The organism is Halorientalis sp. IM1011 (assembly GCF_001989615.1).
Lineage (GTDB): Archaea > Halobacteriota > Halobacteria > Halobacteriales > Haloarculaceae > Halorientalis.
Map to the genome: position 1 here is coordinate 2,632,617 of NZ_CP019067.1, position 26,288 is coordinate 2,658,904.

Genomic DNA, 26,288 nt, shown 5'->3' on the forward strand with positions numbered 1-26,288 from the left:
GATGGACGACCGGCCGCCCGACGCCGTCTTTCTGGACCTCGACGGGACGCTCTGTGAGTACCGCCGGTCCCGCGAGGAACTGCTCGCGGCCGCGTTCGAGGAACTCGGCGTCGACCCGTTTTTCACCGTCGGCCAGTACCGCGAGAAGCTGTTCATGCAGGTCGTCACCGACGAGACTCGCGCCGAGCGCCGCGAGCTGGCCTTCGCCGAACTGGCCGAGGAGGCGGACCGGGACCCTGCAGTCGGTCGTCGGCTGGCCGCCCTCTACGCCTCGATGCGGGACCACGGCGACGTGGAACCGCTCCCCGGAGCCATGGCGGCACTCGAGTCGCTCGGTGAGGCGTACGACCTCGCACTGGTCGCCAACGGTGGCCCCGAGATCCAGGGCCCGAAACTCGACGCGCTGGGGGTTCGGGACGCCTTCGACGTAATCGTCTACGGCGGCTACGACACCGCGCCCAAACCAGAACCCGGCCCCTTCCACGAGGCGCTGTACGCGCTGGACGCTGCGCCCCGCCGGGCCGTCCACGTCGGCGACACCGTCCACGAGGACGTGCGCGGGGCCGACGGCGCGGGCATCCAGGCCGCTCTCCTCGTCGACGACGACGGCGAACCGACGACTACGCCGGACTATCGGATCGAATCGATGGCCGACCTCGAAGACCCGCCGTGGGAAGGGGGGTGAGTACCGCTCGCCGAGTACGGCAGCCGAACACCGTAGGAAAACGGAAACGAAGGTTCTGCGGGCGACGCTGTGGGCGTGATCAATCAGCCGGACTCAGTCGCCGGAATCGTTCCGGCTCCGCTGCTGTGTCCCGGTGTCGTGGTGGCGTGCGGACTCGATCTGTGCGTCGACGAGTTTGTTGACCTGGCGTCCCCAGTCGTCGTCCGGATGCGTTCGGACGTACTCAGCCCACTGTTTGATCTGCCGGAGGCGCTCGGCGTCGTTCCGGGCGTGTTTCTGCTCAAACGTTTCTGAGTCGTCCGTAGTCATCTTGGACACCGAGCCGTTCGACGTACTCTACGAGACGGTCGATGTTAAGCGTTGGCTCGGTAACCTGATACAGATGGACTGCATCCTCGAAATCTTTCTTCGTCCCCATTCCGAGCTTGTAGGCGATCTGTAGTTCGAGCGATCCGATACGTATCGAGTGGTCGGCCAGCCAGACAGTCGTCGTGTCTTCGAGTGAGAGACGGTCGTACTCGTCAGTGGGAAATTTGAGTTCTAGATTCGGAACGATATCACCGTCTTCTGCAACTCGAATCGGCAGGTCGTCGACCAGCGTGTCGTACATTTCGTCCAGTGGCATCGCCGACCCCCAATAACCGGCGTCCTGCAGTCGCTCCGCGATCTCCATAGCCGTCGCTTCGTCGAACCGTTCGACGAGTACGTCTATGTCCTCGGTCGCACGAGAACGACCGAACAGAACGGCGACGTAGCCACTGACTACGGCGTAGTCGATCCCGACTGCGTCGAGAACCCCGACGAGATCGAGAATCAACTCGTCGAGGGCGTTGGGTTCCTTGTCGATGTGAATACCGTCGTCAGTGAACTCCATGGTGGCCGTTCCGTCCGCTTACGTGAAAAAGTCGAGGACCGTCCCGTTCACTCCACCGGCGTCACGTCTTTCACCGTCCCGACACCCTTCGAACTCCCTTCGCGGAAGACGAATCGCTGCCCTTCCTCGACGTAGTAGGGGCGGAACTTGAAGCGCACACGGGTCTCGCCGGAGTCGCCGGGCAGGAGCTGGCCGCCCTCGGGGTAGAAGGCGGCGGCCTCGCTGACGGTCTCGATGTGGACGACCGGCTCGTAGCCGTCGCCGATCCGCGTCGGGTGGTTGAGTACCATCACCTCGGCTTCGAACTCCCGGACGGGCGTGGGGTCGGTCTCGCGGGGGAGCAACACCATCCCGCGTTCGATGTCGACCTCCGCGACGCCTTTCAGCGCGATGCCGACGATCCGGCCGGCCTGGGCCTCGTCCACGCGATGGTAGTGCATCTCGATCGACCGGACCTCGACCTCGCGGAAACTGCCGTCCTGCATCGGTCCGAGCAGGAGTTCGTCGCCGGCCTCCACGGTACCGGAGCGAATCGTCCCGGACGCGACCGCACCGACGCCGGTGACGTTGTACGTGCGGTCGACGTACATGGTGAAGTCCTCGTCGGTGCGGTCGCTGCCGGCGGTCTTGGGCAGGCGCTCGAACAGTTCGTCCAACTGGTCGAGGCCGTCCATCGTGACCGCGCTCGTCGCGAGGACGGGGACGACCGTCTCGCTGATCTCCTCGATGGCCGTGTCGACGCCGTGGCGCGCGACCGGCAGCGGCGTCTTCCCGACCTCCCGGAGCAGGCGCTCGACCTCGCGTTCGACCTCCCGCAACCGCTCCTCGTCGACCAGGTCGGCCTTCGTGATGGCGACCATCGTCGGGAGGTCGGTCGCCAGCAGGATGCCGAGGTGCTCGCGGGTGGTCTTGGTCGGCCCGTCGTCGGCCGCGACGGTGAGGAGGCCGTAGTCGAGTTTCTGCCCGACCAGACCGCGGATCGTCGTTCGGAGCCAGGGCTCGTGGCCCACGGTGTCGACGAAGCTCACCAGACGGGTGGCCTCCTCGACCACGCGGGCTCGATCCGACTTGCGGTGTGGGTTGTCCATCCGGACCGGACCGTCCTCGTCGAAGCCGTAGACGCCGTAGGAGAGGTCGGCCGAGAGACCTCGCTCGACCTCGTGGGGCTGCACGTCGAGGAACGAGCGGGTGCCCCCTTCGCCGTCGTCGGCGTCGCCGGTCACGAGCGAGCCCACGAGGGTCGATTTGCCGTGGTCGACGTGGCCGGCGGTCCCGACGACGATGTGCTCGTCGTCGCCCATGACCGTCCCTTCGCGGATCGTGGCGACGCCGACGATACCGTCCGTGCCAGTCTCGCCCTTCGTCGCGGTGCCGGTTTCGCGGTCTACGCCCCACGTCTCCACGTCGTCGATGTGTGCGCCGGCCTCCTCGGCCAGCAGGGAGAGTACGTCCATCGACTCGGAGAACGTCTCGGGTTCGATGCCGGCCAGCCCGCCGTCGTCGGTGACGCCGACGACGTAGGTCGCCTCGCCGTCGCCCGAGAGGACGCGGTGGCGGAGCTGTGCCGCGAGGCTCTCGAACCGCCCCTCCGTCGCGTGGAGGTCTTTCGTGAGCCGCTCTTTGAACTCGACGCTACCGCCCTCCTGTTCGCCGCGCTCGATGGCGCGTTCGAGGACGGCCCGGTCGGGGCTCATACGTGCCGCGTTAGGGGACCACTATTAAAAGCTTTCTCGGAATGTGTCTAACGTTAGCACGGTGCGTATAAATAGGGGTCCGTAGCGGTGGGGCTCGACCCGGCTGGAAGGGTCGGCCGTCTACCGCTCGATCAGGTCGACGGCTTCGAGGAACCCGTCGGCGTAGCTCTCCTCGGTCACCTCGTCGGCCGCGGCCCGCGCCGCGTCGTCGGCGTTGGCGACGGCGAAGGAGCGCCCAGCGGTCTCGAAGGTGGCCACGTCGTTCTCGGAGTCCCCGACCGCGACGAACTCCGCGGGGTCCCGATCGAGCGTCTCTGCGACCGCCTCTAGCCCTTTGCCCTTGTCCACGTCGGGGGTCTTGACGTGGTAGGCGAAGCCGGTGTCGACGACTTCGAGGCCGTGATCGGCCGCGATCCGTTCGAGGGGGTCGAGTGGCTGGTCGAGCGCGACGGCGATCTCGGTCTCGCGCCAGCGGTTGACGAAGTCCGGTTCGTCCCAGCCCAGACCGTAGCCCGCCTGTTCGTACTCCTCGGCGACGGCCCATGCGCTCTCGGGATCGCCGGTGAAGACGATCTCTTCGCCCGCCACGGCGACGACGCCGCCGTTCTCGGCGATCACCGTGATCGGAATCGCCAGGAACTCACAGAGGGCGACGGGGTAGGGAAAGGCCTTCCCGGTGGCGACGACGACGTGATCGTCCCACTCCCGCAGGACCGCCATCACGCGGGGGTCGATGGCTCGGCTGGGTCCGGTCAGCGTCCCGTCGATGTCGACGGCCAGCGGCGGGGTCACGGCTCGCCCTCCGTGACCACGCGCGTCGGTGTGTCCATGCGGCCCGGTTGTGGCTCACATCGCATAAGTGGCCACCGTCCCAGTCGAGGGTATGGACGCCCCACCCGTCGACGGCTGTCCGGACACCTATCTCGTCGACAACGAACTGTTCGGCTCCCCGAAGATGCTGGCGACCTACCTGCTCGACGCCGCCAGACCGGCGATTCTGGACGCCGGCACGGTCTCCGGTGCCGAGCGCATCCTCACAGCTATGGAGGAAGTCGACATCGACCCCGCCGCGGTCGAGTACGTCCTCGTCAGCCACGTCCACCTCGACCACGCCGCCGGGACCGCTCGCCTGCTCGACGCTTGCGAGAACGCCACTGCCATCGTCCACGAGCGGGGCCTCCCCTACCTCACCGACGCCGACAAACTCGACCGCCTCGTCGAGAGCGTCGAGGCCGCCATCGGCATGGACGCCCCCTACGGCGACCCCGACCTGCTCCCCGAAGGCCGCTGTCGGGCCGTCTCCGGCGGCGAAGTACTCGACCTCGGCGACCGCGAACTCGAACTCTACGACGCGCCGGGGCATGCCCCCCACCACTACGTCGCTCTCGACCCCGACAGCGGGACGCTGTTCGCTGCCGACGCCGTCGGCGCGTTCGATCCGCGCTCGAACACCGTCGCCCCCACCACGCCCCCGCCGAGTTTCGATCTCGAAGCCAACCTCGACACCGTCGACCGCCTGCTTGAACTCGACCCCTCGCGGACGCTGTACAGCCACTTCGGTCCCGGCGAGCCCGGTGAAGCGGTGGCGGAACTGCACGAGTACGCAGAGATCCTCCCGCAGTGGGTCGACGCCGTCGAAGACGTCAGGGCCGCTACCGGCGACGACCTCGATGCAATGCTCGACGCCCTGCGCCCGGAGTGGGAGAGTCCGACGCTCCGTCGGGACGTGGTCGGTGTCTGTCGTTATCTGGACCGGCAGAACTGAGAACTCAGGTCAACCGCTCGTAGGCCGCGTTGACTTTCTTGAACCGCTCCTCGTCGCCGCCGTCGGTGTCCGGGTGGACCTCCTTGACTTTCTGGCGGTAGGCGGCCTTGACCGTCGACTCGTCGGCGTCGCTGTCCACGCCGAGGATCCGGTAGGCCTCGGCTCTGGTCGGTCCGTCGTCGGCCGACGGCTGTCGTCGACGCTGGCGTTGCTGGCTTGCTCGCTGGCGCTGTCGACCCGTCTGCTGGCGTCGTTGCCGGCCGCGTCCGCCCGGTGCGGTCCACTCCTCGCGCGGGCCCGCCCCGAACCCGCCGGTCTCGCGGGTCCGGGCCCGCTCGCGGCCGCTGTTCTGTCGCGCTCGCTCCTCGACCGACCGGTAGACCCGGGCCGCGAGGCGGCCGCTGGCCTGGTACCACATGAAGTAGGCGGCCGCACCCAGCGCCCCGGCCAGAAACAGGATCGAGTAGACCTGGGTGACGAACGCGAGGACGAAAACGACGGCTGCACACCCCGCCAGCGCCGCCGCGATACCCGTGATCAACCGGTCGTGATCCACGCCAACGGTTTGGGTCCCCACCCCCGTAAGCCTCTCGACTGCGGCCCTGACTGCCGTCAGCGCCCCGTCTCCAACCGGCCGCGCAGGGTTCATACGGCTGGGCGTGGTAAGTCCTCACATGAGCGTAGCCGGGAACTGCGAGATCTGTGGGACCGGCGGCGTCGACCACACCTGCTCGCGCTGTGCCCAGCTGGTCTGTGAGAAGCACTTCGACGAGGAGACCGGCCTCTGCGTCGAGTGTCTCTCGGAGGTGGGTGGTGGCTCCGACCAGGAGCGCCAGCCCCAGGATATGCCCGACGGCGTGGACACCTACCGGTTCTAACCCACGTTTTCCGTCGGGAGTCGCCACGCGACCCCCGTCTGCTCACGGCCACTCCCGCCCAGTGTGCAGGTCGAGGGGGTACCGCAACGCTTTCTGTTCTCTCCGCTGTCATCTCGAACGTGTCCCTCCAGCGAACCGTCGACCGTATGCTGTCCGCGCACCCGCTGCTCTCGCTCGCGCTGGGTGCGTACGCGGGCCTGCTCGTGGCCACTTGGCTCGCGTGGACGACGGGGGCGGCGGTGACCGCCGAGGCGGTGCTCGCACCCGGCTGGGTGACGGCCGGGGTCGTCGCACTGGTCGCATCGTCGGTCCCGGCCCTCGGTACTACGCTGAGTCGGACGCGGCTCCACCACCTACTGCTCGTGGTCCCTGCGGTCGTCGTGGCCACCGAACTCTGGTCCCACTGGGTCGTCGTCGGCCCGGACCTCAGCTTCGTCGGCCAGTCGACGTTCTTCCCGGTCGCGCTGAGCGGGATCGCCGCCGTCGTCGTCGTGAAGGCGGCCGACGGCAAGCGAATCGAACGGATCCGGGCCGAACAGGACCCCGTCGTCGAATGGACGGCCCGTCCCGCGCGGCGGCTGGTGCGCCGACGACGCCGGCTTTACGTCCTCGGTGGCGGGCTGGTCGCGGTCGGCGTCGTCGCCGGGCTATTCGCCGACGACGTCGGCCATATGCTCCTCGGCACGGCCATCGGGAGTGCACTCGGTATGCGGTCCCGGGACCACCAGGGGCCACGCCGATTCGCGGTCTATCCCGACGCCGTCCTCGTCGGGTCCGGAACCACGTTCGGAATCTCCCTCTATCCGTGGTCTCGGCTGTCGGGCTACACTCTGGCCGACGACGCGCTCGTCCTCCACCGGCGGATCCGGGCTCCGGTACACTGCGCCCGCTCCAGTATCGACGACCTCGACGCTGTCGTCCGCCACCTCGACCGCCGTCTCGATCGGATCCGCGCGGCCGACTGAGTCGTCGTCGACCGACCACCGAACGAAGACATTTTCAGATCCTGTGACAGAAACCCGTCTATGTCCCGCCCGCTACTGGACTGGTTCCCCCTCCTGCTCGGCGCGTACGTCGGCGGTCTCGCCGCGGCCGTCGTCGGCTTCTCGCCCGGCATCACGGTGCTGGGCTGGCAGGTAATCACGGCCGGTGCCGTCGCGTTCGCGGGAACGGTTGCCGTCGCCGCGACACGGGACCACCTCGCGGTCGAGCTGGCCCGCACGGACTGGAACCTGGCCGTGGTCGTCGCTCCGTTCCTGCTACTGCTCGGTTCCGTCGACCTGCTGGCGCGCGACGGCTCCACGACCTCGATGGGAACGCTGCTGATCCTCGCCGTCGCCGTTCTCGGACTGGCGGTCTACGTCGTCGCGAACCGTCGCGTAATCGAGTGGGCCAGGGACGCCGATGCCGTTGTGGTCCAGTGGACAGCGGGCACTACAGCCCGCCGTCGACGCTGGCTCCGGGCGACGCTGCTGGGAGGCGGTCTCGCATTCATCGTCGCCGGCTTCGTCCTCCACCACCCGTTCGCGGAGATCGCACCGACGATGGGCACCGTCACGCTCGTATTCGAGCTGTTCGCCGGCCGCGCCCGTGAGTACAGTGTCCTTCCCGACGGCCTCTACGTCCAGCATCCGGGCACCTTCGCCGGGCAATTCGTTTCCGGGCAGCGGCTCACCGGCTACCGCGTGACCGACGATGCGCTCGTGATCGACCGCTGGATCCCACTGCTCGCCTTCACGTCGCGCCTCGAAGATATCGACGACCTCGACGCGGTCACCGACGTGCTCGACCGGGCATTCGAGTCCTCCGACGACCGGACCACGCCGGACCGCGGCCTCAGCGATACTGATTGAGCCGCTGTGTCAGCTGTTTGGCGGCCTGCCCGCTGGCTTTGTGGAAGTCTTCTCCCTGATCTTCTCCAGCGAAGATGATCCCGCGCGAGGAGTTGACCAGCCCCACGCCGTCGGCCAGCCCGTGTTCGACGGCGGCCTCGGCGTCGCCGCCCTGTGCGCCCACGCCGGGGACGAGGAAGGGGATCTCGGGGACGATCTCGCGGATCTCCGCGAGTTCCTCGGGCTGGGTCGCGCCGACGACGAGGCCGACGTTGCCGTTGCGGTTCCAGGTGTCGGCCAGCGCGGCCACCCGCTCGTAGAGGGGTTCGCCGGAGTCGAGCTCGAGGTTCTGGAGGTCTGCGCCGCCCGGATTCGAGGTGCGACAGAGCAGGAACACGCCAGCCTCGGTGCGTTCGAGGAACGGTTCCAGCGAGTCCCGGCCCATGTAGGGGTTGGCGGTAATCGCGTCGGCGGTGTCGAGCAGGTCGGCGTACTGGCGGGCGGTGTTGCCGATGTCGCCGCGTTTGGCGTCCAGCAGGACGGGCACGTCCTTCCCGTGGGCGTAGGCGATGGTCTCTTCGAGCGCCCGCCAGCCGTCGGGGTCCTCGTAGAAAGCTGCGTTTGGCTTGTAGCAGGCGGCGTGTTCGTGGGTGGCGTCGATGATCCGGCGGTTGAACGCCCACCGCGGGAGGTCCTTCTCGAGCAGGTGCTCTGGGATGCGGTCCGGGTCGGGGTCGAGCCCGACGCTCACGACGCTGTCGACCGCGTCGATGCGGTCTTCCAGCCGGTCGAAGAAGGTCATACCGGGCGCTGGCCCGGCACTCACTACAAGCTTCCTATCCGGTGCCCGTCACCCCGACGCGTTGTAGACCACCCGCACGCTCGTCTCGACGGACACGTCGCCGGTCTCGATGGTCGTGCCGCCGCCGGCCTGGGTCGCCGTGTCCTCGTAGGCGACGGGTCGGTAGTTCGTGCCCGTCGCGTCGATGCTGGCGACGCCGGTCACCGACAGCCCGCCCGAATCCGCGAGCGTGTCTGCCTGTCCGCGAGCGTTGTCCATCGCGTTCCGGAGGGCCTCGTTGCGGAGGTCCTCGCGAGTGTCATCGGCCAGCGTGAACCGGACCGACTCGACTTCCGCCCCCGAACCGGTCGCCGCGTCGACGACTGCGCCCGCGCGGTCGGTGTCGGAGAGCGTCACCTCGAAGCTGTGGACACCGCGCAGGTCGGGGCCGCTCTCGCCACCCTCACGCGGTGGGGCACGACGCGGAGGTTCTTGAATGCTGTAACCGCTGGTCTCGATACTGTCCTCGGCGACGCCGGCCTCGGAGAGCGCGCTCCGCAACTCCTCGGCACCGCTAGCCAGTTCCGAGCGGATCGCGGCGGGGTCGTCACCCTCGGCCGTCACGGCCAGCCGGAGGACGGCCTGATCGGGCTGCGTGCTGGCCGATCCCTCGCCGGCGACGGTGATGGTCTGGCCGCTCCCCCCGTCCGTGGCGGTCTGCTGTGCTGGTTGCGTTCCGGTACTCCCCATCGCGAGGACCGTGCCCGCCGCGCCGACCGTCAGGACGACGGCGGCGGCGAGCACCAGGGTGGTCGTCTTTCGCATGCACCCGTCCGTTCACCGGGAGCCTACGAATACTCGCCGGAGAGTCAAATCGGCGTTTGAGTCTTGGGGAACACTCAAACCACACGCGCCGTTACGGCCGGGGGAATGGCGTCGTTCGACGCGGTCGCGTTCGATCTGGACTACACGCTGGCGGTCACCGATCGGGACCGACAGTCCCTGCTCGACGTCGCCACCGATCGAACCGACGCCCACGACATCGACCGGGCGGACTACCTCGACGCCCACGGCGCGGTCGCGGCGAGCGAAACCCGCGCCCCCATCTTCGAGCGACTGCTGACCGACGACACCGACCCCGAAAAAGTAGCGACGGCCTACCGGCTGGCCATCGAGGACGCACTCGAACCCCTCGACGGCGTCGAGGGTCTGCTCGCGGCCCTGCGCGAGTCCTACCGGATTGGCCTCCTGACCGACGGCCCGCTGGCCGCCCAGCGGGGCAAACTCGGGACGCTGGGCTGGGCCGATCTGTTCGACGCCGTCGTGATCACCGGCGACCTCCCCGCCGGCAAACCCGACGAGCGGGCCTTCGCGGCGATCTGTGCGGAACTGGGCACAGCGCCCACCGCGACGGTCTACGTCGGCGACCGCCCCGAGGTCGATATCCAGGGCGCGGCAGACGCCGGCCTCGCGACCGTGCAGGTGGTGTATCCCGGCGGTCCCGACCCACATCCGGCGGCCGACACCACGATCGAACGGTCGGAACTGGTCGCGCGACTGCCCGAAATCATCGAGTCACTCTAACTCAGTACTCGCCACCGCTGGCCGCCACAAGTACGTCCACGGCCGACTTCACCGCTGCGCCGGACTCGACGAACACGAGAGTGCGTGGTGGTTCCGTGGTCTTCGGCCGAACCCGGAGGTCCGCCGCCTCGGCCGCCTCGGCCCCGGCTTCGACGCCGACCTTCAGTTCCAGATACGCGCGCTCGGGCTGGACCGCCACGTCGCCTACGCGTTCGTCGTCGCGGTCGACGCCGTAAGCGAACGCGCCGTCGGCGGTCGGCTCCACGTCCGGATCGGCGTCGACGACGGACATCGCGGCCAGCGGGCCGGTGTCACGGCCCGTGATTTCGGAGGCCAGCAGCTGTGCGATCCGTTTGCCGTCCGTGATCGTATCCTCGACCATCAGAGTTCACCCAGTGCGCGCTCGGCGGCGTCTTCCACGTCCAGTCCCTCACGTTTTGCGTAAACGACGGCGGCAGCCTCGACCGTCACGCCAAGGTCCGCCTGCAGTGAGTTGATCTCGGCGACGGCCGCCTGCTTCTCGATCCCGGCCTCGACGAGGGTGTCGAGGATGCGCTCGAACGTCGAACGCTGCTGGAGGATCGACTCGTCGGGGACGAACCCCTCGGGCACCTCGACGCCGTCGGGATCGAACTCGGCGGTCACCTCGCCCTCGTCTCGGGCGACCAGTCCCTCGCCGGCGGCCACGTCCAGTAGCCGCTTGGCCTGGTCGGGCGTGAACCAGTCCCGATCCAGTGAGAGGGCGACGACGAACTCGCTCTCCCCCATCGCGGTCTTGCCCTGCTGACGGAACGGGGCGGCGACGGCCGTCCGGAGACTCATCGTCCCTTCCGGCGACCGGGACCGTCCTAAACCCATCGGATACCGGTCGAGCGGGTGGCGTCCACCGTTGGTGAGTCGAGAGGTTCAAGTGGTCGCCCGCGAATCCTCGGGTATGAAAGACCAGGGACGTTCCCCGCGCAAGCGTACCGGCGGTCGGCTGCGACCGAACCACAAGAAGAAAAAGCACGAACTCGGCGACGAGCCGACCGAGACACAGGTCGGCGACGCGAAGCTGAAGTTCGTCGAGAAGCGCGGTAACACCGAGAAGGTCCGCGCCATCGAGGCCGACACCGCCAGCGTCGCCACGGACGGCGACGTCGTCGCCGCCGAGATCGAGAACGTCGCCGAAAACGACGCCAACCCCAACTACGCCCGCCGAAACATCATCACCAAGGGTGCGATCCTCGAGACCAGCGAAGGTCGGGTCCGCGTCACCTCCCGTCCCGGCCAGAACGGCCAGGTCAACGGCGTCCTCGTCGAGGAGTAATCTCACTCGCGGGCCGGCCCGAGTATCCACTCGTCGTGTCGGCCACGATTTTTGACGGCCAGCAGGTACTTCCCCGGCGAGCGCCAGGTCGCGGTATGGATCGACGGCAGTTCCTCGAAGCGACTGGTATCGCCGCCGCCGGGACCGCGATCGCTGGCTGTAGCGGTGACGGTCAGATCGAAACCGGGACGCTGGCGACGAGCGTCACCGACCAGCCGAGCGACATCGACGATTTCGAGACGCTCGTACTCCGACTCACGGGACTTCGGACGACCCGGGCCGGGGACGGGACCGTATCCGACGACACCGTGACCGGCACGGCGTCGGACGGCGAAGACGGGGAACGCACCATCGACATCGAGGAGACGGAGGTCGACCTCACGGAACTGGCCGACGGCGACACGTCGCTGATCGACGAGACGGAACTGGAGACTGGGGAGTACGAGTATCTCAAACTCGTCGTCGGGGAGGTCGTCGAGGCTCGACTCACCGGCGGCGACGAGGCGACGGTCGAGACTCCCGGTAACGCACCGCTGAAGTTCAACGAGCGGTTCGAGATCCGCGCCGACCAGCGGACCTCGTTCCTCGCGGACTTCACCCCCGTGAAGCAGGGTCGGTCCGGTCGCTACCTGATCAAGCCGGTCGCGGACGGGGTCGAAGTCAGCTACGAGGACGAATCGACGGCGACGACGGCCTGATCAGGGCCGCGGTGCCGCCTTCTGCAGCGCGCTCTCGGCGATGTTGCCCCCGTAGTCGGCGGTCCGTGACAGCGAGTCCACCACCAGCCCCAGCACCTGCGCTGTCTGGGAGTCCATCTGGTGGATGAGGTCGTCGATCTCCCGGGCGCTGTCGTCGATGGGACGGATGCGCGACCGTGCCTCGGTCGCCAGCCGCGTGGCCTCCTCGGCGTCGTCTTCGAGCAGGGCGTCCATCGCCGTCTCGGGCACCGCCAGCGCCTCCTCGCGGAGTTCGTACAGGCCCTCGGCGATCTCCTCGGGCACGTCGCCGACCTCCAGGGTCAGCCGAGCGATCTTCGAGGCGTGGTCTGCGATCCGCTCTAGCTGACGGGCGCTGGACTGGTAGTCGAAACAGGTCTCCCGCGGCAGCCCGATCTGTGAGGCCGCCGTCGGGTCCCGCAGCACGGACCGGAACACCCGGGAGATCATGTACCAGAGTCGATCCACGTCGTCGTCGCGCTCGCGCACGTCGTGTGCCAGATCGTCGTCGTTCTCCACGAGAGCATCGACCGCGTCCGACAGCATCGTCAACGCGACCAGTCGCATGCGCGTGATGGCGTTGTGGATGGACAGCTCCGAGGAGTCCAGCAAGTCCTGTAACACCACGCGCTCGCTGGTCTCCTCGATCACCTCCAGCCCGACCAGCCCCTGGGTGGCCTGCCGGATCGTCCGGCGCTGCTGGGCGCTGACCCGGGGCGTCTCCAGCCTGATGATGTCGAAGCCGCTGACGTACATCGTCATCACCGCCCGCGTGAGCTGGTCTCCCTCCAGTCCGCTCACGTCGAGGGTCCCCTCCGTCCGCTCGTCGCTGGTCTTCGGTGAGAGCAGGAGCGAGTCCCCCTCCGCGTGGAACTCGACGACGCTGCCCGCGCTCACGTCGTTCCTCGTCGCCCAGTCTTTCGGGAGCGATACGGTGTACGTCGACCCACCAGTGACCTGCACCTTGCGCGTCTCCATGGACGGCCATTCAGACTCCCTCCTGATAAAATATGGTGAGAATATATAATACATGTACGGAAGCAATAGATCCTTTCCGTCATCGATCAGTGGTAGCAGCTAATTCGGCGGGAGACCGGTCGAACGTCTATATACTGATGCGGAATACAATGGTGGTCTCTTTCGAAAACGTATGTATGCGGAGGGGTGTGGAAACAAAATGTGGATCAAACCGCTATCGAGCCGGTTCGAGGCGCTCGACCTCCTAAATATACATATTAGAAGAGTACTTTCAATAGGCCCCGTTCGTCTCCGGTGATGACACACGAATCACGGCGGGCGTTTCTGGTTGGAACGGGTGCAGCGGCTACGTCGATCCTCGCCGGCTGTATCGGCGGCGGCGACGCGGACGGGAGCGGTCCCGGACAGTTGAAGGCGGGTGGTTCGTCGACGGTGTATCCCATCACGAGCGACGGGGCGTCGGTGTGGAGCTCGAACCCGCCGGCCGACGACGAGGAGTACTGGGGCCCCGGCCAGTACAACATCTCGACCGACGAGCGGATGGCCGACTACTGGGCCGGACTGTACGGGTTCGAGCCGGCCGACGGTTCCAGCCCGCCCTTCGAGGTCTCCGTCGGACTGAGTCACTCCGGCACAGGCCTGGAGAAGGTACGGAACGAACAGATCGATATCGGCGACGCCAGCGCGTCCGTCGCGGACGAGTTTCCCGACGCCAGCGACTCGGAACTCGACACGTTCGTCGATCACGTGGTCGGTGTCGACGGCCAGCCGATCGTGGTCAGCCGCGAGATCTACGACGCCGGCGTCACGGAGCTCACGGGCGACCAGATCGCCGCGATCTACCAGGGGGAGATCACCGACTGGACACAGATCGACAGCTACAGCGGCCCGGACAAGGAGATTCAGGCGGTCGGCCGTGCTGAAGGGTCCGGAACCGACACCGCGTTCCGGTCGAACCTGCTGGGCGATCCGGACGCGTCGATGGGCGGCGTCGACGCCCGGAAGGGCCAGAACCAGCAGGTCAACACGCTCGTCAGCCAGTCCGACAACGCAATCGCGTACCTCGCGCTCGCGTTCGTCGAACCCGACGGCCCCGTCCCGCCCATCGCCGTCGAACTGGAGGGCACGACCTACGAGTACGGGAAGAACCTCGGGGCCAAGGACTACCCGCTGTCGCGAGACCTCCACTGTTACACCTACGAGGGGACCTCGAAGAAGGAGGCGGCCTTCATCAACATGCTGCTGAGCGAGTACGGCCAGCAGAACTTCGTCGCGCCCAACGATTACTTCACGCTTCCCACACAGCGTCGCCAGGAAGAACGCGACAAGCTCCCCGACCAGGTCTGAGCGGCTCCGCTATCCTTTAGACTATCAGACATGACGAGGCTGTGGGAACGTTTCTCTATATAGATGTAATAGTAGGGTATTTAGTAATACTCTGGATACAGCTTCGATGATGCGGGACACTCCGGTAGACCGGCGAACAGTGCTGGCGGGTGCGGCCGGACTCACGGCGGCCGTCGCAGGCTGTATCAGTGTGAGTTCGACACCGCCAGGGCAGGCGGGACGGGCGGATGGACAGAGCGCGGACGAGACACTGAAAACCGGCGGCTCATCGACTGTTTTCCCGATCGTGAACCAGGCCGCGTCCTACTGGACCGGCAACTACCCGGCGACCGACATGGAGTACTGGGGGCCGACCCAGTACGGCATCACGACCGACAAGCGACTCGCCGACTACTGGGCCGGCCTGTACGGCTTCGAGGCCGACGGCGACTCCGTGCCGCCGTACAACGTGACGGTCGGCCTGAGCCACTCCGGGACCGGACTGGAGAACCTCAAGTCCGGGAAACGGAGTATCGGAAACGCGAGCGCGCCGGTGTCGGCCGAGTTCCCCGACATGGGTCGGAACGAACTGAACAAGTTCGTCGACCACGTCGTCGGCGTCGACGCCCAGCCCATCGTCGTCAGCCGCGAGGTCTACGAGGCCGGCGTAACGATGCTCACCGCGGAGCAGCTCCGGGGTATCTACCGCGGCGAGATCACTCGCTGGTCACAGATCGACAGCTACGACGGCCCCGATCGGGAGATCCAGGCGGTCGGCCGCGCGGAAGGGTCCGGGACCGACACCGCCTTCCGGACGAACCTGCTCGGGGGCCCGGACGCCGAGATGGTCACCGACGCCCGGAAGGGCCAGAACCAGCGGGTCAAATCCCTGGTCAGCCAGTCCGACAACGCCATCGGCTACATGGCGCTCGCCTTCGTCGACGACTCGGCACCGGCGATCGGCATGGAGTTCAGCGGCACCGAGTACGTCCCCGGTGAGAACCTCAGCGACCCCGACTACCCGCTCAGCCGGGATCTCCACTGTTACACCTACGAGGGCACCTCGAACAAGGAGGCCGCCTTCCTCCGGATGATCCTGAGCGACTTCGGGCAGCAGACGTTCGTCGAGACGGCCGGGTACTCGACGCTCACCGAGGAACGCCAGCAAAACCAGCTCGACGCACTCCCCGACACACAGTCATGAGCGTCACGGCGCGTCTCGAAAACGTCGACCAGGGGACCCGGATCGTCGGCGGTCTGGGAAGTATTACCGTGCTGGCGGCGCTCGCCGCCTTCCTGGCCGTGCCGGGCTATACGCTCTATCCGCTTCTGGGCTTTCTCGCGGTCGTCGCCTACGGATGGGTTACCTACCGCGAGAGCACGGCCCGGTACCTCTCCTTCCTCGCGACCGTCTCGACGATCCTGATCCTCGGCCTCATCACGGTATATCTGATCCTCAGGTCGCTCCCGACCTTCCAGCTGATGGGGCTGGGGATATTCGAGACGAGCGAGCCGTTCTGGGTACCCGGATCGGACATCTACTCGCTGATCCCGATGATGTGGGGAACCTTCGTCACCACGATCATCGCGATGTGTATCGCCGGCCCCTTCGGGGTCGCGGGCGCGGTCTTCATCAGCGAGATGGCACCGGGCTGGGCCCGCGAGATCACCAAACCGGCGATCGAAATTCTGGCCGGTGTTCCCTCTATCGTCTACGGTTTCCTCGGCTTCGTTTTGCTCAACGAGTACCTGATGACCGAACTCCAGCTATCGAACTACGGGAGTTTCTTCGCGGTCGGAATCGTCGTCGGCCTGATGGCCCTGCCGACGGTTGTCTCGGTCGCCGAGGACGCGCTCGCGAGCATCCCCGACGCGACAAAGGACGGGGCTCTCGCGCTGGGTGCGACCGACTGGCAGACCACGACCACCGTGACCATCCCCGCCGCCTTCTCGGGCGTCTCGGCGGCCGTCCTGCTGGGCGTCGGCCGGGTCGTCGGCGAGACGATGGCCGCGACGGTCATCCTCGGTAACATCACGGAACTGCCGGACCCACTGACCGACGTGTTCGGGAACACGGTGACGCTGACGAGTCTCATCGCGAGCCAGTACGGCAACGCGAGCGGGACCCACCTCTCGGCGCTGTTCGCCGCCGGTGTCGTCCTCTTCATCACCGTCATGTTCCTCGGAATCGGATCGCAACTGATCGAGTCGCACATGCAGCGCAAACTGGGTGGGAGCGAATGAGCATGGAGACACGCACGCGCTCGCTCACGTCGGGCGAGACGTCCACCTTCGAGGCGGTGTCGGCCGTGATAGTCGCACTCGCCGCGGTCGCGACCGTCCTCGGATTCGCCGGCCTGTTCATGGTGATTCCGGCCACCGCGACCGTCGCCGGCGTGCAGGTCGCGACGCTCGTCGGCGGCCTGCTCGCCGCACTCGGTCTGGCGATTCTCGCCGCCGGCGTCCTGTCGGCGGCCGAACTGATCGAGACGTCACCCAGCCCGACGACGGGGCTGGTCACCGGGGTCAGCTACGGGCTGCTGACGCTGGTCGTCGTCGGTCTGGTGACCTCACAGACGCTCGGCCTGTCGATGTTGTGGCCGGTGCTCGCGCTCGTCGCCGCCGTCGGCGTCGCGTTCGGGACCGCCGTCGCCCGGGAGGATCTGGGCGCGACAGTCCCGGCCGGCGTCTATCTCCTGTTTTCCGGTGGGCTGATCGCCACCGGTGTGATCGCACCCGGATTCAGCTGGCAGCCCGGCGGCATGTCGGGGACGATCACCGGCGTGATCGCCGTCCCGCTGCTCGCCGTCGTCGGCGGCCTGATCGCCGTCTGGGTCAGCGCTCGCGCCTACGGCGGCTTCGGGGCACGCGGCCGGCAGAACGGGGCCTACGCGCTGATCGGGGCCACCGTGATCGCCATCCTGTCGGTGCTCGTCATGGTCGTGGCCTTCGTCGTCTGGAAGGGCTTCGGACCCATGACCGACGGCATCCAGTGGGGTCTGTATCTGGACTTCTACCACTACTTCCACGTCCACGTCCCGATCTGGGACAAGTACGTCGCCGTCAACGGCCCGAAACTCTGGTTCTACTGGCCGTTCGTCATGGAACCGTACCACCCGCTCGGGCAGGCGCCCAACGGCATCCTCCCGGCCATCGTCGGCACCGTCTGGCTGGTGCTGGGCGCGGTCGTGATGGCTGTCCCGCTCGGGGTCGGTGCCGCCGTCTTCCTCACCGAGTACGCCGAGCAGGGTCGGTTCACCCAGCTCGTCGAGGTCTCGACGAACGGCCTCTGGAGCACCCCGAGCATCGTCTACGGGCTGTTCGGGCTGGCGTTCCTGGTGCCTCGCTTTGGCAACCAGAACTCGATTCTCGCCGGGCAGATCGTCCTCGGATCGATGTTGCTCCCCCTGGTGTTGATCACCAGCCGGGAGTCGCTGAAGAGCGTCCCCGACGACTACCGAAACGCAAGCGCCGCGCTGGGTGTGGGCCGCTGGCAGACGATCAAAAGCGTCGTCGTGCCGGCCGCGATGCCCGGCGTCATCACCGGCGTCATCCTCGGCGTCGGACGGATCGCCGGCGAGACCGCGCCGATCCTGCTGGTCACGCTCGGGGAACCGCTCCCGTCCAGCGCCCCGGAGGTCATCACCGGCTCGTTCGCCTTCACCGGGTCCTTCCCGTTCGTGACCGTCCCCACGATCGATCTGGTGCAGTCCGCGAGCGCACTGCCGCTCCAGCTGTACACCGTCATCTCGGCCGGTCTCAGTGAGAACCTCTCGTTCGCGTGGGGCACGGCGCTGGTCCTGCTGCTCGTCGTGCTCAGCTTCTACGCCGTCGGTATCGCGTCACGAATCTACTTCCGGAAGAAACTACACCAATGAGTGACACACAGGCGACAACGGAGGACGATAGCATCGGTATCGAGACAGACGTCGATTCGGGCGTCACGCCGGCCGGCGAGAGCCAGGAGCGCACTCGCGACGCGTGGACGAACTACTCCTTCAGCGGCCAGCCGAAACTGTCGGTGTCCGACCTCGACGTCCACTACGGGGACGACCACGCCTTGCAGAGCGTCTCCATGGACATCCCCGAGAACAGCGTGACCGCGCTCATCGGCCCGTCGGGCTGTGGGAAGTCGACGTTCCTGCGGTGTCTCAACCGCATGAACGACCGGATCAACAGCGCCACCGTCGACGGCTCCGTCGAACTCGACGGCCAGGAGATCTACGGCGACGGAACGAACCTGGTCGAACTCCGCAAACGCGTCGGGATGGTGTTCCAGCACCCCAACCCGTTCCCGAAGTCGATCCGGAAGAACATATCCTACGGACCCAGAAAGCACGGCGACCTGAACACCGGCCTGCTGGCCCGCCTGCTCGGCCGTGACGACAGCGAACAGGAGGAGCAACTCGTCGAGCGGTCGCTCAAGCAGGCCGCGCTGTGGGACGAAGTCAGCGATCGCCTGGGTGACAACGCGCTCGGTCTCTCCGGCGGCCAGCAACAGCGGCTCTGTATCGGCCGCTGTCTCGCCGTCGACCCCGAGGTCATCCTCATGGACGAACCCGCGAGCGCGCTCGACCCCATCGCCACCGCCAAGATCGAGGACCTCATCGAGGACCTCTCGGAGGACTACACCGTCGTCGTCGTCACCCACAACATGCAGCAGGCGGCCCGGATCTCCGATCAGACCGCCGTGTTCCTCACCGGCGGCGAACTCGTCGAGTACGACGACACCGACAAGATCTTCGAGAACCCCGAGAGCCAGCGCGTCGAGGACTACATCACCGGCAAGTTCGGATAGCGTCAGACACTCGCCCAACACCTAAACCGACACTCGAACACATACACCCATGCCACGCAAGGACTACCAGGAGCAACTCGCAGAGCTAGAGGACGACGTCCTCTACATGAGCGAAGTCGTCCTCGAACGGTTCCGGATGGGACTGGACGCCCTCGAACAGAAAGATCCGGACCTCGCCCGCGAGGTCATCGAGGGCGACCACGAGATCAACCAGCTCTACCTCGACCTCGAACAGGACTGTATCGATCTCTTTGCCCTCCAACAGCCCGTCGCCGGCGACCTGCGGTTCATCGCCGCGACGTTCAAGATAATCACCGACCTCGAACGCATCGGTGACCTCGCGACCAACCTCGGCGGGTACGCGCTGGAGGCAGAACGGGACGTGTTCCCCGACGTCGACATCCAGTCCATCGGCGACGAAACGCTGGACATGGTCGAGGACGCCATGGACGCCTACGCCGCACAGGACCCAGCGGCCTGCTTCGCCATCGCAGAGCGCGACGACGACATCGACGCCCACTGCGAGACCGCCTCCGAACTCGTCGTTCGGGATCTGATCGAGACCGAACTCGAAGAGCGCGAGGACCTGAACGAAGACGAGATCGAGACCTTCATGACCGAAGTCTCGCGGCTCCTCCTCACCATCCGCGACCTGGAGCGCGTCGGCGACCACGCCGTCAACATCGCCGCCCGGACGCTCTACATGGTCGAGAACGACGACGATCTCATCTACTGAACCCACTTTTTACAGCGAGGGGGTGCGCTCCGCGCACCCCCTCCTGCAAAAACTTGGGGGAAAAACCGCTCCGAGCGAGCGCACGCGCTCGCTCGGAGTGAACCGCGCGCCGAGGGCGCGCGGATGCTCGCCTGCCCCGCACCGCTCGACCGCACCGCCCGACCGCACTATCTCTTCAGTACCAGACCGTCCCGGCGTCGACGTTCACGTCTTGCGCGGTCACGTTCCGGGCGTCCTCGCTCGCGAGATAGGCCACCGTCCGCGCCACGTCCTCGGGTTCGGTGAGCCGCCCGAGCGCGGTATCGTCGGTGAACACCTCGCGCTTGGCCTCCTCGTAGGAGAGGTTCCGCTGGTCGGCCTGCGCCTCGATGACCCGGTCGATGCGCGGCCCACGGGTCGCGCCGGGACAGACCGCGTTGACCGTCACGTCGTCCTCGCCCAACTCGAAGGCCAGCGTTCGCGTGAGTCCGATGACGGCCGTCTTCGAGGCCGTGTACGGCGTCCGGTTCTCCAGCGGTCGCTTGCCGCTGATCGACGAGATGGTGACCACGCTCCCGCGCTCGCTCTCTCGGAGGTGCGGGGCCGCGTGCTTGACACACCGGAACGCGCCGGTGACGTTGACGTCCATCGTCCGCTCGAACCCCTCGACGCTGACGTCCTCGACCGGCGCGGTCGGCCCCGCGATGCCCGCGTTGTTCACCAGGGAGTCGAGGCCGCCGAACTCGTCGACGGTCGCCTCGACGGCCGCGGCGACCGACTCCTCGTCGGTCACGTCCGTCTCGACCGGGAGGGTCCGATTGTCGTCGCCGATCTCGTCGGCCGTCTCGTGGATGCCGTCGCTCCGCGCCGCGAGCGCCACGTTCGCGCCCTCGTCGGCGAGCGTGACTGCGATCTTGCGGCCGATTCCCTGGCTCGCGCCGGTGACGAACGCCGTCGTCCCTGACAGCATCACTCGCCCTCCGAGAGGTCGACGCCCCCGCCCGATTCGAGGTCGAGGTCGCGAGCGAGGCTGCGCCCGTCGTCGGTCGTGATCCGCTTCTCGGCGGAGATCTGGTGAGCGTGGGTCCCTTCGAGTTCGCAGATCTTGGCGGCCCACGGCGCGATGCCGTCCGCGCCCTCGGCGGTGACTTCCTGGTGTGTCAGCACTTTCAGGTACGTCGTGACGTTGATGCCGCCGCTGTACCGGGAGACCTCAAGCGTCGGGAGGGTGTGGTTCGTCCCGACGGCCTTGTCGCCGAACACGACCGGGGCGTGGTGGCCCAGGAACAGCGACCCGTAGTTGCGGAGGTCGTCCATCAGGTCCCGCGGGTCGTCGGTCATCACCTGGAGGTGTTCGGGTGCCCAGTCGTTGGCGACCGCGGCGGCCGCCTCGCGATCGTCCACGACGACCACCTCGCCGTTGTCTTCCCAGGACTGCTCGGCGATGTCCTCGGTCCGGAGGGTCGGCAACTGCTCGTGGAGTTCCTCGACGGCGGCCTCGGCGGTCTCGCGGTCGGTCGCGACGAGCGCTGCGCGCGAGCGCGGGTCGTGTTCGGCCTGGGCCAGCAGGTCCGTCGCGACCATCTCCGGGTCGGCGGTCTCGTCGGCGACGATCAGCACCTCCGTCGGGCCGGCGAGGAAGTCGATGCCGACGTGGCCGTACACCTGCCGCTTCGCCTCGATGACGTAGACGTTGCCCGGGCCGGTCACCTTGTCGACGCTCGGAATCGTCTCGGTCCCGTAGGCCATCGCGGCGATGGCCTGCGCCCCGCCGGCGACGTAGATCTCGTCGGCCCCGGCCTGATCCATGGCGTATAGCTGTGCGGGCTGGACCGATCCGTCTCCCTGTGGCGGCGCGCAGGCGACGACCTCGTCCACCCCCGCTATGACCGCCGGGACGATCGTCATGGCGGGGGCGGCCACCAGCGGCTTCCGCCCGCCAGGGACGTAGACGCCCGCGCGCTCGATCGGGACGAGGCGCGTTCCGAGCGTGACGCCGTCGGCGAATTCCCGCTCGAATCCGTTCAGGTTCGACTGCTGTTCCTCGTGGAACTCCCGGACGTTCTCGATGGTGTTGTCGATCGTCCGCCGCTCGGCCTCGCTGAGTTCCTCGGCGGCCGCCGCGATCTCCGCGTCGCTGACTCGCAACTCCTCGCGGTCGACGTCGTCGAACGTCCGTGTGAGCTCCCGCAGTCCCTCGTCGCCGTCCTCACGGACGGTGTCGACGATGTCCCGTACCGAGTCGGTCACGTCACGCGGGATCTCGAGCGACGCGTCGCCGGCCTCCTTGAGGTACTCTCTCGACATGGGACCAAGCGTCACACGCACCCTACAAAAGGCTACTCCGCCGAGAAGCGGCCGTATAGGGTCGAGACCGTGACTGGTTCGATCGGTGACAGGTCGACCGAAACCTACGGCACGTCCTCGACGCTCTGCAGTCCCTCGCCGGTGATCTTGAACTGGATCGTCTCGCCCGCTGGTTTGGCCTGGTGCTTTTCGAGGGTCGCCCGCCGGTTCCCGCCGCGGAACCGTTCGAGTCGGAGGACGACACCCGACCAGTGGGTCAGCGTGTGCCCGCCCAGCGGCCGCGCACGGTCGCTGTCGGGGTCGGTGAACACCTGATTGGTGATGACGACCGCCAGATCGTGTTTGCGGGCCAAAGAGAGCAGATGTGTCACCTGCCGGGCCACCGTCCGGAGGGCGTCGCCCGCCTCGTCGTCTTCGCTCCGGCGGATGCGGTAGAACCCGGTCGCCGAATCGAGGACGATCAACTCCACCTGATCGGCGAACTCCTCGGCGTCCCGGACGGCCTCGCCCTGCTCGTCGAAGTCAAGTACGTCCGAGACGATGATCCGGGAGGCGAGGTCCTCGACGTCTTCGGTGCGGGCGTTGGCGAGTTGTTCGAGCCGGTCGACGGAGATCCCCTCGGTGTCGATGAAGAGGGCGGAGTCGCCGCGTGCTGCGGTCTCGACGGCCGCCGACAGCGCGAGGTTGGTCTTGCCAGCGGCCGGCGGGCCGTACAACTGCGTGACGACGCCGCGCTCGAACCCGCCGCCCAGCAACTCGTCGACGGCCTGGCAACCGGTGGGAATCGGCTCGCTCACGACCGACGATTGTGCGGCACCCCCAAAAAACGCTCCCACTCGTCGCTCACGCCCGCGGCAGGTGGTCGTCCAGCGCGTCGAGTAGTTCCGCCTCGTCGTCGATTTCCTCGCGCCAGCACCGGAAGGCGGGTCGCGGCCCCGACCGCCGGAGGATCACCGCGTCGTCGGTGACCGAGAACGACTCGAAGGCGTCCCACTCGTAGAGCCGGCGGTGGATGTGGTTGCTCCGATCGATTCCGATGGCGGAGAGCCGGTAGCGCTGTGGCTGGCCCCAGCCCATAGCCGCGCCGCCCGGCACGAACGCGACCGCGCCGAGCCACCCGTACGAGCCGAGGCCGACGAACTCACCGCCGAACAGCAGTGCCATCCCACCGAAATAGAGGGCTGCGGCCCCGACCTGCAGTCGGGTCCGGAGCGGCTGGGGCCAGCCGGCTTTCCACTCCACGCGGACGGTGTCCGTGTCGACGGCGGCCCGCACGTATCTGGTCCGACTCATCGCGACCAGCCCCACCCCGACCACGAACCCGACGAGCGAGAGGAACAGACCGGCTATCCCGACGCCTCCGACGAGGTGGAGGCTAACGAAATACGTCGCGGCCGCGACGATCGGCACGACGGCCAGCATCCAGACCAGCCGTGACGCGCCGAGTCGTTGGGGGAGGCCGTGTAGCCGTCCGATCGCGACGGTCGATACCGCCGTGACGACCGTCAGCGCGGCCAGGAAACTCAGGTACAGGACGCTCGGATCGGCGGGGAGCGCGACCGCCATGGCGGCGACCAGCGCCGGCGCGACCAGCAGGGCGACGTACAGACCCGCGACGAACGCGAAGAACGGATCGGGCCGGTCCGGCGACTGGAGGGCGGGCTGGCGGACCGTCTCGTGCATGTCCGTTCGTTCGACTGACAGGCTCAAATCCTTTGGGGTGACGGGGTTAGGCCGTCCAGAAGGCGCGCTGGCGGCGCTCGATCTCGGCGAGTGCTTCCGACAGCACGTCACGCCAGTCATCGGGGTGTGCCGTGTCGTCGCCAGGTGTCGGTGCATCCGGTCCGGGGTGGACGTGTTCGCGAGCGTTGTGGTCGGACGGATGGCGGTCCCAGCGGTGGTCGAAGGTCCCCGCATCGTGGTCCTCGTGATAGTGGATCGAGAAGTCCCCGTTCTCGTACCACGCGATATCGAGGCGTGCCGTCCGGACGGTCGACGGGTAGAACCGGTCGTCGTAGGTACAGACCAGCCTGTCCGGCGCGAATTCGGGCTCGCGCTCGATCTGGACGAACCGGTCGTCTGTCGCCAGTCGCTCCGCAATCGTCTCCAGTCGGTCGAAGTCTATCGGTGCGCCGCGGCCGTCGCCGTCCGGCCTCGTCTCACCCCCGCGGGTCATACGGGCGTCCGCTGATCCGTCTCGTTCCCCTCGTCCCGCGTCACAGCCCGTTCGAGGAGCGTGATCCGTCGGCGGGCCGTCCGCCACGCGGCGAGGTCCTGCCACACAGATTCGACGGAGCGACCGTCCTCCGTGGCCCGTTCCGAGATGGACACCGCGTCCGGCGAGTCGACGCCGAACGTCTCCGCCAGCGCCTCGGCCCGGTCCACTTCCGTCTCCAGGAAGTCGAGCAGTTCGTCGGTCGTGTACTCGTCGCGGAGCGTCTGGACGCGTCGCCAGTTCAGGTACGCCTGATTCCGCTCGTAAGTGGCCGGGGAGTCGGTGACCCTCGTCACGATCCCCATCCGGTCGAACCACTGGAGGTACTCCCGCGCGGCGTCCGCACCGCGCCCTGCGAGGTCCGCGACCTCGCTCGCCGTCGCCGGACTGTCGAGTCCGAGTACGGCGTCGAGAAAATCGTCCCGCGTTCGATCCCCGCGAACGACCTCGTCGGGAGGCGTCAGCGCGTCGAAGTCCGGCCGGTCCCCGCGCTCTTCCCCGTCTGCGGTCAACTCCGACGCCGGTTCGTCCATGTCCGGTCTAGCGCACCAGGCCGGAATAAATCTTTCTCGGACGGATTATCCAGTGACGGTCACCGGTGGTTCGACAGGTGCTCGGCGACGCCCTCGCGCACCCGGTCGGGGTCGTCGAGGCCGGAGAGCGAGAACCGGACGGCGGGCCACGGACCCGACCGGTAGAGTACCATCGCGTCGTCGCTGGCCTCGTACCCATCGAAGTCGTCCCAGTCGTAGATCCGGGTCCACACGCGACCCGACCGCCGGAGGCCAGTCTCGGAGAGGTGGTAGCTGTCGCGGTGGCCCAGCAGCCAGCTCCCGAGCAACCACACCCCGCCGAGGAGGATGAGGTTGGTGAGGCCCGGCACGTCGACGACGAACGGGCCGAGCGTTCCGGCGAGGGTCGCCAGCAGGGCCGGGATGCCGGTCAGGATCGTCACGCGACGGCGCAGGGCGTCGGGCGGCCCGGCCTCGAACTCCACGTCCATGGTGGGGCGTTCGGACCTCGCCCCAAAGCGGTTGCGGTTGGATGGGACTAAGACGCCGGCCCGCCAACTCGGGGTGTGATCGTCGTCGCGACCGCTGACTTCGAGGTGTACCACGGCGTCGTCAACGAGCTGCGCGACCGCGGCGTCCCCTTCACCACCGTCGAACCCGGCGAAGACCTCCCCGACCGGGCGTCGGTCGTCGTCACCGGCCCGGACGGGGATCCCGACGCCGACGTGCCCGTGGTCACCGCCGATCCCGACGACCCGCGACGGGCCATCGACGAGGTGCTGACCGTCCTGCGCGGTGGCGACGGCCGAACCGTGGTCGGGATCGACCCCGGCGACCGGCCGGGAATCGCGGTCACGGTCGGGGATTCGATTGTGGCGGCGTTTCACGTCCCGGCTGCCCAGACAGCCGACGTGGTCGCCGACGAACTCGAAGACGCCGCCGACCCCCTGGTCCGGATCGGCGACGGCGCGCGCATGACCGGCGCGCGGATCATCGACGACCTGCCCGACGTGCCCATCGAACTCGTCGACGAGACCGGGACGACGCCGTATCTGGGCACCGGCGCGCGCGGGATGGGCGACGTACTCGCGGCGGTCAACATCGCCCGGATCGAGGGTGAGGAAGTCGAGTCCCGGGACATCGAACCCACGGCTGGCGAGATCAAGCGGATCAAGGAGCGCTCGCGCGAACAGTCAGAAACCAACCGCGCCATCGACGAGGAACTGGCCCGCCGCGTGGCCGCCGGGGAGTTGACGATTCCCGAGGCACTGGCGGAACACCGCAACGACGACGGGGAGTGACGACGGGGTGCGTCCCCG

The 26,288-nt window shown here is 67.4% G+C and carries 32 protein-coding genes; 15 read left to right on the top strand and 17 right to left on the bottom strand.

Features of this window, described 5'->3' with window-relative positions; genetic code table 11:
• Position 1 precedes the first annotated feature (1 nt).
• Positions 2–685 (top strand): HAD family hydrolase, encoded by a 684-nt coding sequence (locus BV210_RS13620; protein WP_077207176.1) that lies wholly within the window; start codon positions 2–4, stop codon positions 683–685.
• A 93-nt stretch (positions 686–778) separates the two neighbouring features.
• Here BV210_RS13620 and BV210_RS13625 read toward each other — a convergent pair whose 3' ends face one another.
• The 4 genes from BV210_RS13625 to BV210_RS13640 form a co-directional block, all read right to left on the bottom strand.
• Positions 779–994 carry a hypothetical protein gene (locus tag BV210_RS13625; RefSeq protein ID WP_077207177.1) on the bottom strand — a complete coding sequence of 72 codons (216 nt, stop codon included), beginning with the start codon at positions 992–994 and terminating at the stop codon, positions 779–781.
• On the bottom strand, positions 966–1,559 hold the full coding sequence (locus BV210_RS13630) for a hypothetical protein (RefSeq protein ID WP_077207178.1): 594 nt from the start codon (positions 1,557–1,559) through the stop codon (positions 966–968). The genes BV210_RS13625 and BV210_RS13630 overlap by 29 nt, the downstream gene beginning before the upstream one ends.
• Before the next feature lie 47 nt (positions 1,560–1,606).
• A complete protein-coding gene (locus BV210_RS13635; protein WP_077207179.1) occupies positions 1,607–3,253 on the bottom strand; it encodes a GTPBP1 family GTP-binding protein in 1,647 nt (548 codons plus the stop codon).
• 120 nt (positions 3,254–3,373) lie between these two features.
• Positions 3,374–4,045, bottom strand: coding sequence for a phosphoglycolate phosphatase (locus BV210_RS13640; protein ID WP_077207180.1), 672 nt, complete (start codon positions 4,043–4,045; stop codon positions 3,374–3,376).
• A gap of 91 nt (positions 4,046–4,136) precedes the next feature.
• Between BV210_RS13640 and BV210_RS13645 the strand changes: the two genes are divergently transcribed.
• A complete protein-coding gene (locus BV210_RS13645) occupies positions 4,137–5,018 on the top strand; it encodes an MBL fold metallo-hydrolase (RefSeq protein ID WP_077207181.1) in 882 nt (293 codons plus the stop codon).
• Between the two features lie 4 nt (positions 5,019–5,022).
• Here the strand turns inward: BV210_RS13645 and BV210_RS13650 are convergent, their stop codons facing one another.
• Positions 5,023–5,574 (bottom strand): J domain-containing protein, encoded by a 552-nt coding sequence (locus tag BV210_RS13650; protein WP_077207182.1) that lies wholly within the window; start codon positions 5,572–5,574, stop codon positions 5,023–5,025.
• A gap of 118 nt (positions 5,575–5,692) precedes the next feature.
• Between BV210_RS13650 and BV210_RS13655 the strand changes: the two genes are divergently transcribed.
• The 3 genes from BV210_RS13655 (at position 5,693) to BV210_RS13665 (ending at position 7,749) form a co-directional block, all read left to right on the top strand.
• Positions 5,693–5,896 (top strand): hypothetical protein, encoded by a 204-nt coding sequence (locus BV210_RS13655; RefSeq protein WP_077207183.1) that lies wholly within the window; start codon positions 5,693–5,695, stop codon positions 5,894–5,896.
• Between the two features lie 119 nt (positions 5,897–6,015).
• Complete coding sequence (locus tag BV210_RS13660; RefSeq protein ID WP_077207184.1) at positions 6,016–6,861, top strand: hypothetical protein; 846 nt, start codon at positions 6,016–6,018, stop codon at positions 6,859–6,861.
• A gap of 60 nt (positions 6,862–6,921) precedes the next feature.
• Entirely contained in the window at positions 6,922–7,749 is an 828-nt protein-coding gene (locus tag BV210_RS13665) for a hypothetical protein (protein ID WP_077207185.1), read from the top strand.
• Here BV210_RS13665 and pyrF read toward each other — a convergent pair.
• A complete protein-coding gene (gene pyrF / locus BV210_RS13670) occupies positions 7,733–8,530 on the bottom strand; it encodes an orotidine-5'-phosphate decarboxylase (protein WP_077207186.1) in 798 nt (265 codons plus the stop codon). The genes BV210_RS13665 and pyrF overlap by 17 nt on opposite strands.
• 48 nt (positions 8,531–8,578) lie before the next feature.
• Positions 8,579–9,334, bottom strand: a complete 756-nt coding sequence (locus tag BV210_RS13675; protein ID WP_077207187.1) for an SIMPL domain-containing protein — start codon at positions 9,332–9,334, stop codon at positions 8,579–8,581.
• A 105-nt stretch (positions 9,335–9,439) separates the two neighbouring features.
• Here BV210_RS13675 and BV210_RS13680 point away from each other — a divergent pair, with 105 nt between their 5' ends.
• Positions 9,440–10,093: an HAD family hydrolase gene (locus tag BV210_RS13680; RefSeq protein ID WP_077207188.1), complete on the top strand. Its 654-nt coding sequence runs from the start codon at positions 9,440–9,442 to the stop codon at positions 10,091–10,093.
• A gap of 1 nt (position 10,094) precedes the next feature.
• On the opposite strand, the gene BV210_RS13685 is transcribed toward BV210_RS13680, so the two are convergent.
• Positions 10,095–10,475 (bottom strand): hypothetical protein, encoded by a 381-nt coding sequence (locus BV210_RS13685; RefSeq protein ID WP_077207189.1) that lies wholly within the window; start codon positions 10,473–10,475, stop codon positions 10,095–10,097.
• A complete protein-coding gene (locus tag BV210_RS13690; protein ID WP_077207190.1) occupies positions 10,475–10,915 on the bottom strand; it encodes a DUF2240 family protein in 441 nt (146 codons plus the stop codon). The genes BV210_RS13685 and BV210_RS13690 overlap by 1 nt, the downstream gene beginning before the upstream one ends.
• A gap of 112 nt (positions 10,916–11,027) precedes the next feature.
• Between BV210_RS13690 and BV210_RS13695 the strand changes: the two genes are divergently transcribed.
• Both BV210_RS13695 and BV210_RS13700 read left to right on the top strand, forming a co-directional pair.
• The gene (locus BV210_RS13695) at positions 11,028–11,402 is read left to right on the top strand and encodes a 30S ribosomal protein S8e (protein ID WP_077207191.1); all 375 of its coding nucleotides are present in this window, start codon (positions 11,028–11,030) and stop codon (positions 11,400–11,402) included.
• Between the two features lie 95 nt (positions 11,403–11,497).
• The gene (locus BV210_RS13700) at positions 11,498–12,100 is read left to right on the top strand and encodes a DUF4382 domain-containing protein (RefSeq protein WP_077207192.1); all 603 of its coding nucleotides are present in this window, start codon (positions 11,498–11,500) and stop codon (positions 12,098–12,100) included.
• Here the strand turns inward: BV210_RS13700 and BV210_RS13705 are convergent, their stop codons facing one another.
• Positions 12,101–13,096: a phosphate uptake regulator PhoU gene (locus BV210_RS13705; RefSeq protein WP_077207193.1), complete on the bottom strand. Its 996-nt coding sequence runs from the start codon at positions 13,094–13,096 to the stop codon at positions 12,101–12,103.
• 297 nt (positions 13,097–13,393) lie between these two features.
• Here BV210_RS13705 and BV210_RS13710 point away from each other — a divergent pair, with 297 nt between their 5' ends.
• The 6 genes from BV210_RS13710 (at position 13,394) to phoU (ending at position 19,956) form a co-directional block, all read left to right on the top strand.
• Positions 13,394–14,443: a PstS family phosphate ABC transporter substrate-binding protein gene (locus BV210_RS13710; RefSeq protein WP_077207194.1), complete on the top strand. Its 1,050-nt coding sequence runs from the start codon at positions 13,394–13,396 to the stop codon at positions 14,441–14,443.
• 106 nt (positions 14,444–14,549) lie between these two features.
• Positions 14,550–15,626 carry a PstS family phosphate ABC transporter substrate-binding protein gene (locus BV210_RS13715; protein ID WP_216640626.1) on the top strand — a complete coding sequence of 359 codons (1,077 nt, stop codon included), beginning with the start codon at positions 14,550–14,552 and terminating at the stop codon, positions 15,624–15,626.
• Complete coding sequence (gene pstC / locus BV210_RS13720; protein WP_077207195.1) at positions 15,623–16,666, top strand: phosphate ABC transporter permease subunit PstC; 1,044 nt, start codon at positions 15,623–15,625, stop codon at positions 16,664–16,666. Before BV210_RS13715 ends, pstC begins: the two co-directional genes overlap by 4 nt.
• The gene (gene pstA / locus BV210_RS13725; RefSeq protein WP_077207196.1) at positions 16,663–18,300 is read left to right on the top strand and encodes a phosphate ABC transporter permease PstA; all 1,638 of its coding nucleotides are present in this window, start codon (positions 16,663–16,665) and stop codon (positions 18,298–18,300) included. The genes pstC and pstA overlap by 4 nt, the downstream gene beginning before the upstream one ends.
• Entirely contained in the window at positions 18,297–19,220 is a 924-nt protein-coding gene (gene pstB, locus BV210_RS13730; RefSeq protein ID WP_077207197.1) for a phosphate ABC transporter ATP-binding protein PstB, read from the top strand. The genes pstA and pstB overlap by 4 nt, the downstream gene beginning before the upstream one ends.
• 49 nt (positions 19,221–19,269) lie before the next feature.
• On the top strand, positions 19,270–19,956 hold the full coding sequence (phoU, locus tag BV210_RS13735) for a phosphate signaling complex protein PhoU (RefSeq protein ID WP_077207198.1): 687 nt from the start codon (positions 19,270–19,272) through the stop codon (positions 19,954–19,956).
• A gap of 175 nt (positions 19,957–20,131) precedes the next feature.
• Here the strand turns inward: phoU and BV210_RS13740 are convergent, their stop codons facing one another.
• The 7 genes from BV210_RS13740 to BV210_RS13770 all read right to left on the bottom strand — a co-directional run bounded on the left by BV210_RS13740 (position 20,132) and on the right by BV210_RS13770 (position 25,460).
• Complete coding sequence (locus BV210_RS13740; RefSeq protein ID WP_077207199.1) at positions 20,132–20,905, bottom strand: SDR family NAD(P)-dependent oxidoreductase; 774 nt, start codon at positions 20,903–20,905, stop codon at positions 20,132–20,134.
• Entirely contained in the window at positions 20,905–22,242 is a 1,338-nt protein-coding gene (gene hisD, locus BV210_RS13745; RefSeq protein ID WP_077207200.1) for a histidinol dehydrogenase, read from the bottom strand. The genes BV210_RS13740 and hisD overlap by 1 nt, the downstream gene beginning before the upstream one ends.
• A 104-nt stretch (positions 22,243–22,346) precedes the next feature.
• A complete protein-coding gene (gene radB, locus BV210_RS13750; RefSeq protein ID WP_077207201.1) occupies positions 22,347–23,039 on the bottom strand; it encodes a DNA repair and recombination protein RadB in 693 nt (230 codons plus the stop codon).
• A gap of 46 nt (positions 23,040–23,085) precedes the next feature.
• The gene (locus BV210_RS13755) at positions 23,086–23,925 is read right to left on the bottom strand and encodes a hypothetical protein (RefSeq protein WP_077207202.1); all 840 of its coding nucleotides are present in this window, start codon (positions 23,923–23,925) and stop codon (positions 23,086–23,088) included.
• Between the two features lie 46 nt (positions 23,926–23,971).
• On the bottom strand, positions 23,972–24,418 hold the full coding sequence (locus tag BV210_RS13760; protein ID WP_077207203.1) for a hypothetical protein: 447 nt from the start codon (positions 24,416–24,418) through the stop codon (positions 23,972–23,974).
• Positions 24,415–24,990 carry a hypothetical protein gene (locus BV210_RS13765; protein WP_077207204.1) on the bottom strand — a complete coding sequence of 192 codons (576 nt, stop codon included), beginning with the start codon at positions 24,988–24,990 and terminating at the stop codon, positions 24,415–24,417. Before BV210_RS13765 ends, BV210_RS13760 begins: the two co-directional genes overlap by 4 nt.
• A 59-nt stretch (positions 24,991–25,049) precedes the next feature.
• Entirely contained in the window at positions 25,050–25,460 is a 411-nt protein-coding gene (locus BV210_RS13770; RefSeq protein WP_077207205.1) for a hypothetical protein, read from the bottom strand.
• 75 nt (positions 25,461–25,535) lie between these two features.
• Between BV210_RS13770 and BV210_RS13775 the strand changes: the two genes are divergently transcribed.
• Positions 25,536–26,270, top strand: a complete 735-nt coding sequence (locus BV210_RS13775; protein ID WP_077207206.1) for a hypothetical protein — start codon at positions 25,536–25,538, stop codon at positions 26,268–26,270.
• The last annotated feature ends 18 nt before the right edge of the window (positions 26,271–26,288 follow it).